This window comes from Streptomyces sp. NPDC005648 (assembly GCF_040605395.1).
GTDB lineage: Bacteria > Actinomycetota > Actinomycetes > Streptomycetales > Streptomycetaceae > Streptomyces.
The window spans coordinates 93042-105613 of the sequence record NZ_JBEXCS010000022.1 but is presented as its reverse complement, the minus strand read 5'-3'; the positions used below and the strand labels follow the sequence as shown (position 1 = coordinate 105613).

General features: G+C 70.3%; 17 protein-coding genes. 2 read left to right on the top strand and 15 right to left on the bottom strand.

Annotated features, from left to right (window positions below):
- Positions 1–120 precede the first annotated feature (120 nt).
- The 4 genes from ABZT17_RS15910 to ABZT17_RS15895 form a co-directional block, all read right to left on the bottom strand.
- Positions 121–666, bottom strand: coding sequence for a DUF3618 domain-containing protein (locus tag ABZT17_RS15910; RefSeq protein WP_356348819.1), 546 nt, complete (start codon positions 664–666; stop codon positions 121–123).
- Positions 663–1082 carry a phage holin family protein gene (locus ABZT17_RS15905; protein ID WP_356348817.1) on the bottom strand — a complete coding sequence of 140 codons (420 nt, stop codon included), beginning with the start codon at positions 1080–1082 and terminating at the stop codon, positions 663–665. The genes ABZT17_RS15910 and ABZT17_RS15905 overlap by 4 nt, the downstream gene beginning before the upstream one ends.
- Positions 1083–1157: 75 nt before the next feature.
- Positions 1158–1868: a hypothetical protein gene (locus ABZT17_RS15900; RefSeq protein WP_356348815.1), complete on the bottom strand. Its 711-nt coding sequence runs from the start codon at positions 1866–1868 to the stop codon at positions 1158–1160.
- A complete protein-coding gene (locus ABZT17_RS15895) occupies positions 1865–1996 on the bottom strand; it encodes a hypothetical protein (protein WP_356348812.1) in 132 nt (43 codons plus the stop codon). The genes ABZT17_RS15900 and ABZT17_RS15895 overlap by 4 nt, the downstream gene beginning before the upstream one ends.
- Before the next feature lie 175 nt (positions 1997–2171).
- Here ABZT17_RS15895 and dapA point away from each other — a divergent pair, with 175 nt between their 5' ends.
- Positions 2172–3062 (top strand): 4-hydroxy-tetrahydrodipicolinate synthase, encoded by an 891-nt coding sequence (dapA, locus tag ABZT17_RS15890; protein ID WP_356348809.1) that lies wholly within the window; start codon positions 2172–2174, stop codon positions 3060–3062.
- 2 nt (positions 3063–3064) lie between these two features.
- Here the strand turns inward: dapA and ABZT17_RS15885 are convergent, their stop codons facing one another.
- The 5 genes from ABZT17_RS15885 to ABZT17_RS15865 all read right to left on the bottom strand — a co-directional run bounded on the left by ABZT17_RS15885 (position 3065) and on the right by ABZT17_RS15865 (position 7023).
- The gene (locus ABZT17_RS15885; RefSeq protein WP_356348807.1) at positions 3065–4282 is read right to left on the bottom strand and encodes a WD40 repeat domain-containing protein; all 1218 of its coding nucleotides are present in this window, start codon (positions 4280–4282) and stop codon (positions 3065–3067) included.
- A complete protein-coding gene (locus tag ABZT17_RS15880; protein ID WP_356348848.1) occupies positions 4279–4836 on the bottom strand; it encodes a SigE family RNA polymerase sigma factor in 558 nt (185 codons plus the stop codon). Before ABZT17_RS15880 ends, ABZT17_RS15885 begins: the two co-directional genes overlap by 4 nt.
- Positions 4837–5010: 174 nt before the next feature.
- Positions 5011–6000: a 2,3,4,5-tetrahydropyridine-2,6-dicarboxylate N-succinyltransferase gene (gene dapD / locus ABZT17_RS15875; protein ID WP_356348805.1), complete on the bottom strand. Its 990-nt coding sequence runs from the start codon at positions 5998–6000 to the stop codon at positions 5011–5013.
- 166 nt (positions 6001–6166) lie between these two features.
- Positions 6167–6703, bottom strand: coding sequence for a TetR family transcriptional regulator (locus ABZT17_RS15870; protein ID WP_356348802.1), 537 nt, complete (start codon positions 6701–6703; stop codon positions 6167–6169).
- Positions 6703–7023, bottom strand: coding sequence for a multidrug efflux SMR transporter (locus ABZT17_RS15865; RefSeq protein WP_356348799.1), 321 nt, complete (start codon positions 7021–7023; stop codon positions 6703–6705). The genes ABZT17_RS15870 and ABZT17_RS15865 overlap by 1 nt, the downstream gene beginning before the upstream one ends.
- 387 nt (positions 7024–7410) lie before the next feature.
- On the opposite strand from ABZT17_RS15865, the gene ABZT17_RS15860 reads away from it, so the two are divergent.
- Positions 7411–8091, top strand: coding sequence for an AbfB domain-containing protein (locus ABZT17_RS15860; RefSeq protein WP_356348797.1), 681 nt, complete (start codon positions 7411–7413; stop codon positions 8089–8091).
- A 67-nt stretch (positions 8092–8158) separates the two neighbouring features.
- Here ABZT17_RS15860 and ABZT17_RS15855 read toward each other — a convergent pair whose 3' ends face one another.
- From ABZT17_RS15855 to sufD, 6 genes are read right to left on the bottom strand one after another with little or no spacing between them, the layout of a single operon-like run.
- Complete coding sequence (locus ABZT17_RS15855; protein WP_037743875.1) at positions 8159–8491, bottom strand: metal-sulfur cluster assembly factor; 333 nt, start codon at positions 8489–8491, stop codon at positions 8159–8161.
- Entirely contained in the window at positions 8488–8955 is a 468-nt protein-coding gene (gene sufU / locus ABZT17_RS15850; protein WP_356348793.1) for a Fe-S cluster assembly sulfur transfer protein SufU, read from the bottom strand. Before sufU ends, ABZT17_RS15855 begins: the two co-directional genes overlap by 4 nt.
- 18 nt (positions 8956–8973) lie before the next feature.
- Positions 8974–10230: a cysteine desulfurase gene (locus tag ABZT17_RS15845; protein WP_356348791.1), complete on the bottom strand. Its 1257-nt coding sequence runs from the start codon at positions 10228–10230 to the stop codon at positions 8974–8976.
- Complete coding sequence (gene sufC / locus ABZT17_RS15840) at positions 10227–10991, bottom strand: Fe-S cluster assembly ATPase SufC (protein ID WP_356348789.1); 765 nt, start codon at positions 10989–10991, stop codon at positions 10227–10229. The genes ABZT17_RS15845 and sufC overlap by 4 nt, the downstream gene beginning before the upstream one ends.
- Before the next feature lie 7 nt (positions 10992–10998).
- Positions 10999–11316 carry a non-heme iron oxygenase ferredoxin subunit gene (locus ABZT17_RS15835; RefSeq protein WP_356348787.1) on the bottom strand — a complete coding sequence of 106 codons (318 nt, stop codon included), beginning with the start codon at positions 11314–11316 and terminating at the stop codon, positions 10999–11001.
- Entirely contained in the window at positions 11316–12533 is a 1218-nt protein-coding gene (gene sufD / locus ABZT17_RS15830) for a Fe-S cluster assembly protein SufD (RefSeq protein WP_356348785.1), read from the bottom strand. The genes ABZT17_RS15835 and sufD overlap by 1 nt, the downstream gene beginning before the upstream one ends.
- Positions 12534–12572 lie beyond the last annotated feature (39 nt).

The window sequence follows — 12572 nt, the reverse complement described above, 5'->3', positions numbered from 1 at the left end:
CGGCCCCGGACCCACGGACGTCAGGCCGTCACGAACGAGTAGAACCGCTTGAGGGTGCAGGCTGGACGACCAGCCCCTCCGGCGTTTTCGGTACCGCTTTCGGTCCCGCTCCGTTCGCCCCTACCGCTTCGGATACCTCCACGACACCACCACGACCGCCACGACGGCCGCCACGATGACCATCGCCGGACGCGGATGGCGCAGCGCCGCCCGCACGACGGGTCCCGCGGGCCACGGCACGGTGTGGGCCGCCGTGTGCTCCAGGCTGCGGCCCGTGCCGGCGGTCGTCTCCTGGGCGGTGTGGCCCGCCTTCAGAGCGCGGTCCTGGACCTGGTGTCCCGCTTTCGCGGCGCGCTCCTGGACCTGGTGGCCCGCCTTCGTGGCCCGCTCCTGGACCTGGTGGCCCGCCTTCGTGGCCCGCTCCTGGACCTGGTGGCCCGCCTTCGCGGCCCGCTCCTGCACGGTGTGGCCCGCCTGGGCCGCCGTGCTGCGGAGCTGTACCGTCATCGCGCCCGCCTTGTCCCTGAGGTCGGCCGCACGGGCCCGTGCTCGACCCTTCACATCCATCTTCTCCGCCAACTCCTCGACCGGGTTACCGAGTTCACCGCGTGTCCGCTCGATCTGCCGGCGCAGCTCGTCGGGACCCTTGGCGCCCGTCTCCGTCATCGGTGTGCCCTTTCCCTGATCTCCTCGACATCGGCCCTGACGCTGTCGAGGGTCTCCTCCGGCGTGGGAGGCGCGGCCCGGCGCAACTGGGCGCGGCCGGTCGCGCCGAGGACGGCGGCGATCACGAAGAGCACCCCCGTCACGATCAGCGCCGCGGCCCAGACGGACAGCGCCAGCGAGAGGGCCGCGGTCGCCGTGCCGGCCGCCGCGAGCAGACCGGCGTAGGCGAACGCGCCCGCCGCGCCGAGCAGTCCGCCACCGCGTCCGGCGCGGCGGCCCTTGACGGCCAACTCCTCCTTGGCGAGGGCCACTTCCTGGCGTATCAGCCGGGATAGCTGTTCGGTGGCCTGGCCGACGAGTTCGCCCACGGAGCGGTGCTCGTCGTGCACCGGCCGGGGGTGCGTGGTCCCGGTCACGGGGCGTCGCCTCCTGTCGTGTTCCGCTCGGTTGCCTCTCGTTCGGAACACTCCGGGTACCCGCACCCGCCCCGGCTACCCCTGTCGCCCGCCGCCCGCTCCGGGGTCGCGAAGGCGCGCGAGCTGGGTCTGGAACCAGTCGAGCCGGGCCTGCAACAGGGCCGCCTCCGCGACGAGTTCGGGCACACCGAGATCATCGGCCGCGTCCGGACCGGCCGCCGCGCCGGGACCGGCCGCCCGGCGCGCGCCCTCCGCCCCGGCGACGACCCGCAGCCCCTCCCCCGCCAGCCGGGCGAAGGTCGCGAGCGAGACGGACGTACGGCCGCGCACGCATCCGGCGCACGCGGGTGCCAGCCCCCGCCAGCCGGGCCGGCCCCAGCCCGCGTCGGCCAGCGCCACGGCGATGGCGCCGCAGGCACAGGGGCCGACCGTGGCCGTACGCACCCGTTGGCGGGCGTAGCGGAAGCCGCGCTCGAAGCGGATGTAGCGGCCCAGGACCGAGACCTCCAGCAACAGGGCGGCACGGTGCTCGGCCGTGCTCAGCAGCGCCTCGGCCGTCGTACGGTCGTGCACGCAGTGGAAGCCGCAGTCGCAGCGGCGGTGCGGTGAACGGTGGCGCAGGCCGTAGACGCAGGACGCGTCGGCCAGCACTCCGTACGGCAGCGCGCCGCCGAGCGACACACCGGTGAACCCGGCCCGGGTGCCGTCCTGGGACAGCACCGGGTGGGCGATCTTGTATCCGGTCGGCGGCTCCGTCGGGCGTTCCTCCGGAAGCCGCAGTCTCATCGGGTCGCCGGGACCTCTTCGGGGACCTGCGGTTCTTCCGTGATCTCCGCGGAGAGTTCGAGCTCTTCCTCGTGGACCTGCGGCCGCTCTTCCGCGACTCCCGTGGCCAGTGCCTTACCGAGCTTCATGACGCCTCCATGGGCCGATGGCGGTGACCGTCTTGACCATGGTGACCCATGAAGGGCCGAATTGGACATAGGGCCTCGGACGGCTGGGTCCCCCTCGGATACCGTAGCGATTCTTATCCATATCCCGTAGAAGAATTAAGTGGAGCTTCACGGTCGGGCTGTCGAGACTGACTCCATGACGACTCACGCTCCTTTCGGCCGCGCCCTCTGCGCGATGATCACCCCCTTCACCGCGGACGGCGGGCTCGATCTCGACGGCGCGCAGCGGCTCGCCGACCATCTCGTCTCCCGGGGCTGCGACGGCCTGGTGCTGTCCGGCACCACGGGCGAGTCGCCGACCACGACGGACGCCGAGAAGGCGGCGCTGGTCGAGGCTGTGCGGGAGGCGGTGGGCGGCCGGGCGTCGGTCGTCACCGGCGTCGGGACCTCCGACACCGGGCACACCGTGCGGCTCGCCCGGGAGGCCGAGAAGGCCGGCGCGGACGGCCTGCTGGTGGTCAGCCCGTACTACAGCAGACCCCCGCAGGACGCGCTGGAGGAGCACTTCCGCACGGTCGCCGACGCGTCCGGACTGCCGGTCGTGCTCTACGACATCCCGGGCCGCACCGGCATCCGGATCGAGGCGGAGACGATGATCCGGCTCGCCGGACATCCCCGGATCGTGGCGGTGAAGGACTGCTCGTACGACTTCCTGGCGGCCCAGAAGGTCATGTCGCGCACCGGGCTGGCGTACTACGCGGGCTGCGACGAGCACAATCTCGCGCTGACCGCGGTGGGCGGCGCCGGCTGGATCAGCACGGTCGCCAACGTCGTACCGGACCGGTTGCGCGCCGTTCTCGACGCGTGGGAGGCGGGCGACACCCCCGTGTCCGCCCGCCTCCAGCGACGCGCCACGCCGCTCATCGAGTCGATGATGGCGGCGGGCCTGCCCGGCACCGTCACGGCCAAGGCACTCCTCAATGAACTGGGCCTGCCCGCGGGCCCGGTCCGGGCCCCGCTGCGGCCCGCCGACCGGAAGACGGTCGACGGGCTGCTGGCGGCCTACGAGGAGTGTCTGGCCGGCTGACGTCAGCGCTCGGCGAAGATCGGCTCCCAGCGGCCGGCGTCCCCGTCGTGCCCCTGGCGGAAGCCGCTCAGCGGCACCTCCTTCGCGCTGCCGACCGTGACCAGCACGAGCCGCTGGTGGAACTCGTTCTTGTCGTTCCTCCCGATGTCCCAGGCGACGAGCCGGCTCTCGTCGGCCCAGGCGAGCAGCTGCTGGCCTCGCACCTCGGTCTTGGCGCCGCTCATGGCGTCGACCAGCCAGGAGGAGGTCTTCCAGCCCTTGCCCGCGAAGTCCCCGGCGACGAGCCCGCCGCTGGGCGACTTCCCCGCGTCGACGAACCACTCCAGGTACTTGTCACCCACCGGCGCGGAGACCTCCTTGCCGGTGAAGTCCCAGAACTGCTTGCCGATGTCCCCCTCCGGGTTCCCGGCCCAGACGTGCCGGCCGTCGTCGGTGAGGGCGAAGTCCTGGCGGGCGTTGAGGAATCCGCCCATCGGATCGCTGGGGTCGGTCTTCGGCTTCACCTCGGTCCACACCCGCTTCCCGGTGGCCACGTCGACGACGTAGAAACCGGTGCGGCTCGACTCCATCTTCGGTCCCCAGTCACCACCGCCCTGGGACTTGAACAGCGCGTCGGGGTTCTCGCCGTACGTCGTCGCGACCAGCTTGCGGCCGTCGCGGGAGAACGCGAGCCCGCCGACCCCGTGGTCGACCGGAAGCCACCGTTTCACCTCCCCGGACGCCAGGTCGAGCAGACCGATCCGCGCGGCGGGCAGGTCCTGCTCCAGGACGGCGGCGGTCGTCAGGCCGGGCGCGACGGCGACCCAGGACCACTTCGTCGTCCTCTCGTACGTGCCGGACTTGGGGTTCAGGAGGAAGTAGGCGCGCCGGGTGACACCGGTGTCCTTGGTCAGCCTGACCGTCTCCGGGACGTAGTAGGCGGCCAGCGCCGTGCTCCCGGCCGCGATCAGGTCCTTCGGCGGCGACTGGTCGGGGTGGGCCTTGATGTCCTGCTGCTCCACGACACCCGAGGGGCGGACGTCCTTCTTGCCCGAGTCGAGCAGCGGCACCGCCACCGCGACGGCGACCACGGCGGCCGTGGCCGCGGCGGCGGTCGCGAGTCTGCGGTTGCGGCGGCTCCTGCGGACGGCGAGGACCCGGTCGGCGAATCCCCCCGGCGCCGGCAGCGGCTGCGCGGCCTGCTCGCGCAGGGCGTCGCGCACGAGATCGTCGACGTTCACGGACGCACCTCCACGGGCGAGTAGTCACGGGACGAGAGGCCCTCGGCCTCGGCCGGCCCCAGGGCGGCGAGTTCGGGCGCCAGCGCCCGCAGCCGGGCCAGCGAGCGATGGGTGGTGGACCGTACGGTGCCGACGGAACAGCCGAGGATGTGGGCCACGTCGGCCTCCGGCAGGTCCTCGAAATAGCGCAGCACCAGCACGGTGCGCTGGCGCGCGGTGAGCCGGGCGAGCGCGCCGCGCATCAGCAGCCGCAGGTCGGCGTCGGAAGAGGCGTCGGTTCCGGCTCCGGTGTCGGGCGGTTCGGCGACGGTCAGTTCGCGTCTGCGCCACTTGAGCCGCCAGCGGCTGATCTGCTGCCGGTACAGGACCTGCCGTACGTACGCCTCGGGCTCCTCGATCCGCTGCCACCGGCCCGCCGCCTTGATCAGGGCGTTCTGCAGCAGGTCCTCGGCGGCGTGCCGGTCGCCGCCGCTCAGCAGCACCGCCGTCTTCAGCAGCGCGGACGACCGGTGCTCCACGAACTCCCGGAACCTGTCCTGCGCCTCGGCATCCATCGTCACCTTCGCTCTTCCCCCGGGCGGACCGGTCGTCCGCCCCTGTGCCCCCTGTGACGCGTGCGGGGGCGTGCCGCTATGCCTGGGCGAGAAAGAAATCCGCGAAAAGGAAACGGGCGCTCCTCCGGGGGCAGTCGGAGGGGCGCCCGTCGTGGCCGTAGGGCCGTGTGTCGCTCAGTTGTGGCTGTGCAGGATCTCGTTCAGGCCGCCCCAGACCGCGTTGTTCGGGCGGGCCTCGACCGTGCCGGTGACCGAGTTGCGGCGGAAGAGGATGTGGGAGGCGCCGGAGAGCTCACGGGCCTTGACGATCTGGCCGTCGGGCATGGTGACACGGGTGCCGGCGGTGACATACAGCCCGGCCTCGACCACGCACTCGTCGCCGAGCGCGATGCCGACGCCCGCCTCGGCTCCGATCAGGCAGCGTTCGCCGATGGTGATGCGGACGTTGCCGCCGCCGGAGAGCGTGCCCATGGTGGAGGCGCCGCCGCCGATGTCCGAGCCGTCACCGACGACGACACCGGCGGAGATACGGCCCTCCACCATCGAGGTGCCGAGCGTGCCGGCGTTGAAGTTGACGAAGCCCTCGTGCATGACCGTGGTGCCCTCGGCGAGGTGGGCGCCGAGCCGCACCCGGTCCGCGTCGGCGATCCGGACGCCCTTGGGCGCCACGTAGTCCGTCATCCGCGGGAACTTGTCGATCGAGGTCACCTGGAGGTGCAGGCCCTCGGCGCGTGCGTTGAGGCGCGCCGTCTCGATGTCGTCGACGGCGACCGGGCCGAGCGAGGTCCAGGCGACGTTGGCGAGGAAGCCGAACATGCCGTCCAGGTTCTGCCCGTGCGGCTGGACGAGCCGGTGCGAGAGAAGGTGCAGCCGCAGATAGACGTCGTGCGCGTCGAGGGGCTTCTCGTCGAGCGAGGAGATGACCGTACGGACCGCGACGACCTCGACGCCCCGTCGTACGTCCGGGCCGATCGCCTTGGCCGCACCGGCACCGAGCAGTTCCACGGCCTTCTCCGCGGAGAGCCGCTCGGTGCCGGACGGGCCGGGTTCGGCGGCGAGCGAGGGGGCGGGGAACCAGGTGTCGAGGACGGTGCCGTCCGCGGCGAGGGTGGCAAGGCCTGCGGCAACGGCGCCGGTGGTACGGGGAGCAGTCGTGTCGGTCATGAGGGCAACCTAACCGGCCGAAGGGCGGACAGGCCAACCCGTGCGGGCGGTGTCTCAGGTGCCGGGCGAGGTCTCGTCCGGGGTGAGGAGCAGGGCCCGCGTCCCCCAGGCGTCGCCGCCGGCTGCGGGACCGTCGTCCGCACATGAGTCCGTACGAAGAGCGGGGTCAGGGAATCACCCGCGCGAGCACCTCGCGCGCGTACACCTCGTCGTACGGCGTCCCCGTCAGCAGCACCTGCAGACAGATGCCGTCCATCAGCGCGACCAGCGCTCGTGCCGTGACCGGGTCGGTGCGCCGGGCCAGTCGGTCGGCGAGCTCCGCCATCTGCCCGGCGACGACCGGGCGCAGGGCGGGGCGGCGCAGGGCGGCGAGATAGAGCTCGTACTCCAGCTCGACGCCGGTGCGGTCGCCGGCGAGCCAGTCGCCGAGCAGCCCGGCGAGTTCGACGGCCAGGTCGGCATCCGCGTCGGTGAGCCCGCCGCGGGAGGCGATGGCCTTGGCGAACCCCTCGTCGGCCTGGCGCAGCGCGGCGACCATCAGCTCGTCGAGGGTCTTGAAGTGGTACGTCGTCGAGCCGAGCGGCACATCGGCCTCGGCGGCGACGGTGCGGTGGGTGAGCCCGGCAAGCCCTTTCTCGCCCACCACCCGGATCGCCGCGTCGATGATCCGCTGCCGCCGGTCGGGATCGAAGCGCCGGGCCATCAGTGCGCGCCCCCGAGGTTGAGCACCACCACTCCGACGATGATCAGCGCCATCCCGGCGGCCTTGACCGCGGTCATGTCCTCGCCGAAGAAGAGCAGGCCGATGGTGGCGATGGCGGCCGTGCCGATCCCGGCCCAGATGGCGTAGGCGGTGCCCACGGAGATGGTCTTCAGCGTCTGCGCGAGCAGTACGAAGGAGACCACGTAACCGACGACGGTCACCAGCGACGGCACCAGCCTGCTGAACCCGTCGCTGAACTTCATCGCGGTCGTCGCGCCGACCTCGGCGGCGATGGCCGCGCCGAGCAAGAGATAACCCATGTGTACTAGCGTACACAAGAAATGTGTACGACAGTACACATCACGAGTACGACACGGCCCCACGGAGGGCGTGCGAAGTCCTGTAGAGAGATCCCCAGGAAGGTTCAAGATTCACGGAAACCGCTCGCTGAAACATCTCCCCGTACACCACCTGCTCCACTAAGGTTTCACCGTTCACTCACCTCACCCTCACACCCCCGGCCGCCGCCCTGGGCGCCGCTGGAGGAACCGCGCATGCCAGAAATGACGCCCGAGCCACCTCGCCAACAACCCTGGGAGAACGGCTGGGCCCCTGACACGTCCCGCGCACCGGGAACCCGAAGACTCTGGTTGGCCGGCGCGCTGGCCATAGCCACGGTCATCACGTGCGTGACGTGGATATCCGTCATGGACAACGACTCTGACAAGAAGTCACACGCCTCGAAGGACCCGGCGCCCGCGTCGACCGCGCCGGGTCTCATCTCCTTCGCCTCCCCCTCCACCAAGAGCGCCACGGCACCGCCGGACGGCAGGAGCGGGATGTCGTCGACACGGCCCAGCAGCTCACCGCAGGTCCAGGAGAACGGCTCACCGTCCGCGGCCACGGGCTCGAAGCCCGCGAAGTCCCCGACGCACAAGGCGAGTTCCCCCGCGAAGCCGAACCCCTCGGCGACCTACCGGTCCGTGCAGTCGGTGAACTACCCCGACCGCTACTGGCACGTGAGCGGCGACTTCGTGGACCTCGACCCGCCCCGCGGCTCGGAGTCCCGGCAGGACTCGACCTTCCAGCTGGTCAAGGGACTCGCCAACAGCTCCTGTTACTCGTTCCTCACGCATGACGGCAAGTACCTGCGCCACCGCGACTTCGTGCTGCGCGACGAACGCAACGACGGCTCCAACCTGTTCAAGCAGGACGCGACCTTCTGCCCCCAGTACTCGGGCTATCCGGGCGCGGTGCTGCTCCAGTCGGTGAACTACCCGAACTACGCGCTGCGCCACAAGGACTTCCAGCTGCATCTGGACCCCTACGGCTACAACACCACCAACCGGCAGGACTTCTTCTTCCGTCTGACGGATCCGCTCGGCTGAACAAGCACCGACAGGACGGCGGCGGCACCCTCGCGCAGGGTGCCGCCGCCGTCCTGTCGTGTGTCTCTCAGACGTTGAAGCCGAGTGCGCGCAGCTGCTCCCGGCCGTCGTCCGTGATCTTGTCCGGGCCCCACGGCGGCATCCAGACCCAGTTGATGCGCAGCTCGTTGACCAGACCGTCCGTGGCGGACTTGGCCTGGTCCTCGATGACGTCCGTCAGCGGGCAGGCCGCCGAGGTCAGGGTCATGTCGATCGTCGCGATGTTCGCGTCGTCGATGTGGATGCCGTAGATCAGGCCGAGGTTCACGACATCGATGCCGAGCTCGGGGTCGACGACGTCGTACAGGGCCTCGCGGAGTTCCTCCTCCGAGGCCGGCTTCATCTCAACGGTCTCGCTCATGCCGTCTTCCTTTCGGCGTCGGCGCCACCCAGTGCCTGGGCCGTCGCGTCCTTCCACGCCATCCAGCTGAGGAGGGCGCACTTGACCCGGGCCGGGTACTTGGAGACACCGGAGAACGCGACCGCGTCCTCCAGCACCTCCTCCATCGCGTCGTCCGGCTCGATCCGGCCCTTGGACTGCATCAGCTCCAGAAAGGTCTCCTGGATCTTCTGCGCGTCGGCCAGCTCCTTGCCGACCAGCAGGTCGTTCAGCACGGAGGCCGAGGCCTGGCTGATCGAGCAGCCCTGGCCCTCGTACGAGACGTCCTCGATCCTCGTGCCGTCGTACCTCACCCGCAGGGTGATCTCGTCGCCGCACGTCGGGTTCACATGGTGCACCTCGGCGTCGCCGTCCCTCAGACCACGCCCGTGCGGGTGCTTGTAGTGGTCCAGGATGACTTCCTGGTACATCGAGTCGAGCTTCACGGTGTCAGCTCACGCCCTTCAGCCGAAGAAGTTCCGCACGTGCTCCAGCCCCTCGACCAGTGCGTCGATCTCTGCCGGAGTGGAGTACAGATAGAACGACGCTCGCGTGGTCGCCGGAATTCCGTAGCGCAGGCAGACGGGGCGCGCGCAGTGGTGGCCGACGCGGACCGCGATGCCCTGCTCGTCGAGGACCTGGCCCACGTCGTGCGGGTGGATGTCACCGAGCGTGAAGGAGATCGCCGCGCCGCGGTCCTCGGCCGTCGTCGGGCCGATGATGCGCAGCTCCGGGACCTCCGACAGCCGCTTGACCGCGTACTCGGTCAGCGCGTGCTCATGGGCGAGGATCTTGTCCATGCCGATCGAGTTCAGGTAGTCGATCGCCGCGCCCAGGCCCACGGCCTGCGCGATCGGCGGCGTACCCGCCTCGAACTTGTGGGGTGCGGGAGCGTAGGTCGAGGAGTGCATCGACACCGTCTCGATCATCTCGCCGCCGCCCAGGAACGGAGGCAGGTCCTCGAGGAGTTCCTGGCGGCCCCACAGGACACCGATACCGGTCGGGCCGCACATCTTGTGGCCGGTGAAGGCCACGAAGTCGGCCTGGAGGGCCTGTACGTCCAGCGGCATGTGCGGGGCGGCCTGGGAGGCGTCGATGCAGACGAGCGCGCCGACTTCCTGTGCGCGCCGGATTATCGTCTCGACCGGGTTGACCGTGCCCAGGATGTTCGACACCAGCACAAAGGAGACGATCTTCGTCTTCTCGGTGATGATCTCGTCGATGTTGGACAGGTCGAGACGGCCGTCGTCGGTGAGGCCGAACCACTTCAGCTTCGCGCCGGTGCGCTGCGAGAGCAGCTGCCACGGGACGATGTTGGAGTGGTGCTCCATCTCCGTGATGACGATCTCGGTCTCGTGGTCCACGCGGTAGGGCTCGTCGGCCCAGCCGAGCATGTTGGCCACGAGGTTGAGCGACTCGGAGGCGTTCTTGGTGAAGATCACCTCGTCGCGGCTGGGCGCGTTGATGAAGGAGGCGACCTTGTCACGCGCTCCCTCGTACAGCGCCGTGGCCTCCTCGGCGAGCACATGCACACCGCGGTGGACGTTGGCGTTGTAGCGCTCGTAGTACTCGGCGAGGGCGTCCAGTACCTGGCGCGGCTTCTGCGAGGTCGCCGCGTTGTCCAGGTACACGAGCTTCCGGTCGTCGTGGACCAGCCGGTCCAGGATCGGGAAGTCCTTGCGGATCGCCTCGGCGTCGAGGAGGCCCGGCAGCTGGGTCACTCGGATGCGCCACCCTTCGTGTAAGCCTCGTAGCCCTCGGCCTCCAGCTTGTCGGCGAGCTCGGGGCCACCCGACTCGACGATCCGGCCGCCCGCGAACACATGCACGTGGTCGGGCTTGATGTAGCGCAGGATGCGCGTGTAGTGCGTGATCAGCAGGGTGCCGACCTCGCCGGTCTCACGGACGCGGTTGACGCCCTCGGAGACGATGCGAAGGGCGTCGACGTCGAGGCCGGAGTCGGTCTCGTCGAGGATCGCGACCTTCGGCTTGAGCAGTTCGAGCTGAAGGATCTCGTGGCGCTTCTTCTCACCGCCGGAGAAGCCCTCGTTGACGTTGCGCTCGGCGAAGGAGGGGTCCATGTTGAGGCGCTCCATGGCCTCCTTGACCTCCTTCACCCAGGTGCGCAGCTTGGGGGCCTCGCCGCGGATGGCGGTGGCGGAGGTGCGCAGGAAGTTGGAGACCGACACACCGGGGACCTCGACCGGGTACTGCATCGCCAGGAACAGGCCCGCGCGGGCGCGCTCGTCGACGGACATCTCCAGGACGTCCTCGCCGTCGAGCAGCACGGTGCCGCCGGTGATCGTGTACTTCGGGTGGCCCGCGAGGGAGTAGGCGAGGGTCGACTTGCCGGAGCCGTTGGGGCCCATGATGGCGTGCGTCTCGCCCTGCTTCACGGTCAGGTCGACGCCCTTGAGGATCTCCTTCGTGGCGTTGTCGGCCTCGACGGTGACGCGCAGGTCTCGGATTTCAAGCGTTGCCATGGGTGCCTCAGGACTCCTGGTTGAGGGAGACGAGCACGTCGTCCCCTTCGATCTTTACGGGGTATACGGGGACGGGGCGCGTCGCGGGAAGGCCGGACGGTTTGCCGGAGCGCAGGTCGAAGCTGGAGCCGTGCAGCCAGCACTCGATCTGGCAGTCCTCCACCTCGCCCTCGGAGAGCGAGACGTTCGCGTGCGAGCAGACGTCGTGGATCGCGAAGACCTCGCCCGCGGTCCGCACGACGGACACCGGCGTGCCGTCGAGTTCCACCCGCTTCGGGGTGTCCTCCTCCAGCTCGCTCAGCGCACATGCGCGTACGAAGGCCATCAGACGGTGGCCTCCAGCTCGGCCTCGATCTTCTCGAGCAGCCGCGCCTCGATGTCGTCGACGCCGATCTGCTGGACCAGCTCGGCGAAGAAGCCGCGGACCACCAGACGGCGGGCCTCGTCGGCCGGGATGCCGCGGGCCATCAGGTAGAAGAGCTGCTCGTCGTCGAAGCGGCCGGTGGCGGAGGCGTGTCCGGCGCCGACGATCTCGCCGGTCTCGATCTCCAGGTTCGGCACGGAGTCGACGCGGGCGCCGTCGGTCAGCACCAGGTTGCGGTTCATCTCGTAGGTGTCCGTGCCCTCGGCCTTGGCCTCGATCAGCACGTCACCGATCCACACGGCGTGCGCGTCGTCGCCCTGGAGCGCGCCCTTGTAGACGACGTTGGACTTGCAGTGCGGGACGTTGTGGTCGACCAGGAGGCGGTGCTCCTGGTGCTGGCCTGCGTCCGTGAAGTACAGCCCGAACAGCTCGGCCTCACCGCCGGGGCCGGCGTACTGCACGCGCGGGTGCAGTCGTACGACGTCGCCGCCGAAGGTGACGACCACGGACTTGAAGGAGGCGTCCCGGCCGATCAGCGCGTTGTGCTGGGCCACGTGCACGGCCTTGTCGTCCCAGTCCTGGACGGAGACGACGGTCAGCTTGGCGCCGTCGCCCAGGACGTAGTCGACGTTGGCGGCGAGCACGGCGTCACCGGTGTGGTCGATGACGACCACGGCCTCGGCGAAGGCGCCCAGCTCGACGACCTGGTGGCCGAAGCGGGTGCCGCCCTCGCCGTGCACGGCGATCCGGATGGGCTCGGTGAGGACCGTCTCCTTGGGGACGGTGACCACGCCGGCCTTCTCGAACGCGGAGTACGCCTGCGCGGCGATGCGGTCCACCGGGGTGCCGGCCCTGCCGAGGCGCGGGTCGTCGCGGTCGACGAGCTCGACGGTGACGCCCTCGGGGGCCTCGACGGCGACCGTCACGCCCTCGCCGGTCGCGACGGCGGTGCCGTCGTGCAGCCCGCGCAGGCGCTCCAGCGGGGTGAACCGCCACTCCTCCTCACGGCCGTGAGGGACGGGGAAGTCCGCCACGTCGAAGGACGGGGGCGCGCTCATGCGCGTGGCGACGGTCGACTCGGCGGCCACCGCGATCGAGCCGGCGGTGGTGGAACCCACCGGTGGGGGTCCCCCCGCCGGAGCGAAGCCGGAGGTGGGGGAGTTCTGGGCCTCAGCCATGGCTGTCGGTCTGCTCTCTTTCCTGCGTAAGTGACGTGA

What these genes read in the sequence shown, in the direction of transcription:
- ABZT17_RS15910 (WP_356348819.1), bottom strand. Translation starts at nt 666, where the DNA reads ATGACGGAGACGGGCGCCAAGGGTCCCGACGAGCTGCGCCGGCAGATC.
- ABZT17_RS15900 (WP_356348815.1), bottom strand. Translation starts at nt 1,868, where the DNA reads ATGAGACTGCGGCTTCCGGAGGAACGCCCGACGGAGCCGCCGACCGGA.
- ABZT17_RS15895 (WP_356348812.1), bottom strand. Translation starts at nt 1,996, where the DNA reads ATGAAGCTCGGTAAGGCACTGGCCACGGGAGTCGCGGAAGAGCGGCCG.
- dapA (WP_356348809.1), top strand. Translation starts at nt 2,172, where the DNA reads ATGACGACTCACGCTCCTTTCGGCCGCGCCCTCTGCGCGATGATCACC.
- ABZT17_RS15880 (WP_356348848.1), bottom strand. Translation starts at nt 4,836, where the DNA reads ATGGATGCCGAGGCGCAGGACAGGTTCCGGGAGTTCGTGGAGCACCGG.
- dapD (WP_356348805.1), bottom strand. Translation starts at nt 6,000, where the DNA reads ATGACCGACACGACTGCTCCCCGTACCACCGGCGCCGTTGCCGCAGGC.
- ABZT17_RS15870 (WP_356348802.1), bottom strand. Translation starts at nt 6,703, where the DNA reads ATGGCCCGGCGCTTCGATCCCGACCGGCGGCAGCGGATCATCGACGCG.
- ABZT17_RS15865 (WP_356348799.1), bottom strand. Translation starts at nt 7,023, where the DNA reads ATGGGTTATCTCTTGCTCGGCGCGGCCATCGCCGCCGAGGTCGGCGCG.
- ABZT17_RS15860 (WP_356348797.1), top strand. Translation starts at nt 7,411, where the DNA reads ATGGACAACGACTCTGACAAGAAGTCACACGCCTCGAAGGACCCGGCG.
- ABZT17_RS15855 (WP_037743875.1), bottom strand. Translation starts at nt 8,491, where the DNA reads ATGAGCGAGACCGTTGAGATGAAGCCGGCCTCGGAGGAGGAACTCCGC.
- sufC (WP_356348789.1), bottom strand. Translation starts at nt 10,991, where the DNA reads ATGGCAACGCTTGAAATCCGAGACCTGCGCGTCACCGTCGAGGCCGAC.
- ABZT17_RS15835 (WP_356348787.1), bottom strand. Translation starts at nt 11,316, where the DNA reads ATGGCCTTCGTACGCGCATGTGCGCTGAGCGAGCTGGAGGAGGACACC.
- sufD (WP_356348785.1), bottom strand. Translation starts at nt 12,533, where the DNA reads ATGGCTGAGGCCCAGAACTCCCCCACCTCCGGCTTCGCTCCGGCGGGG.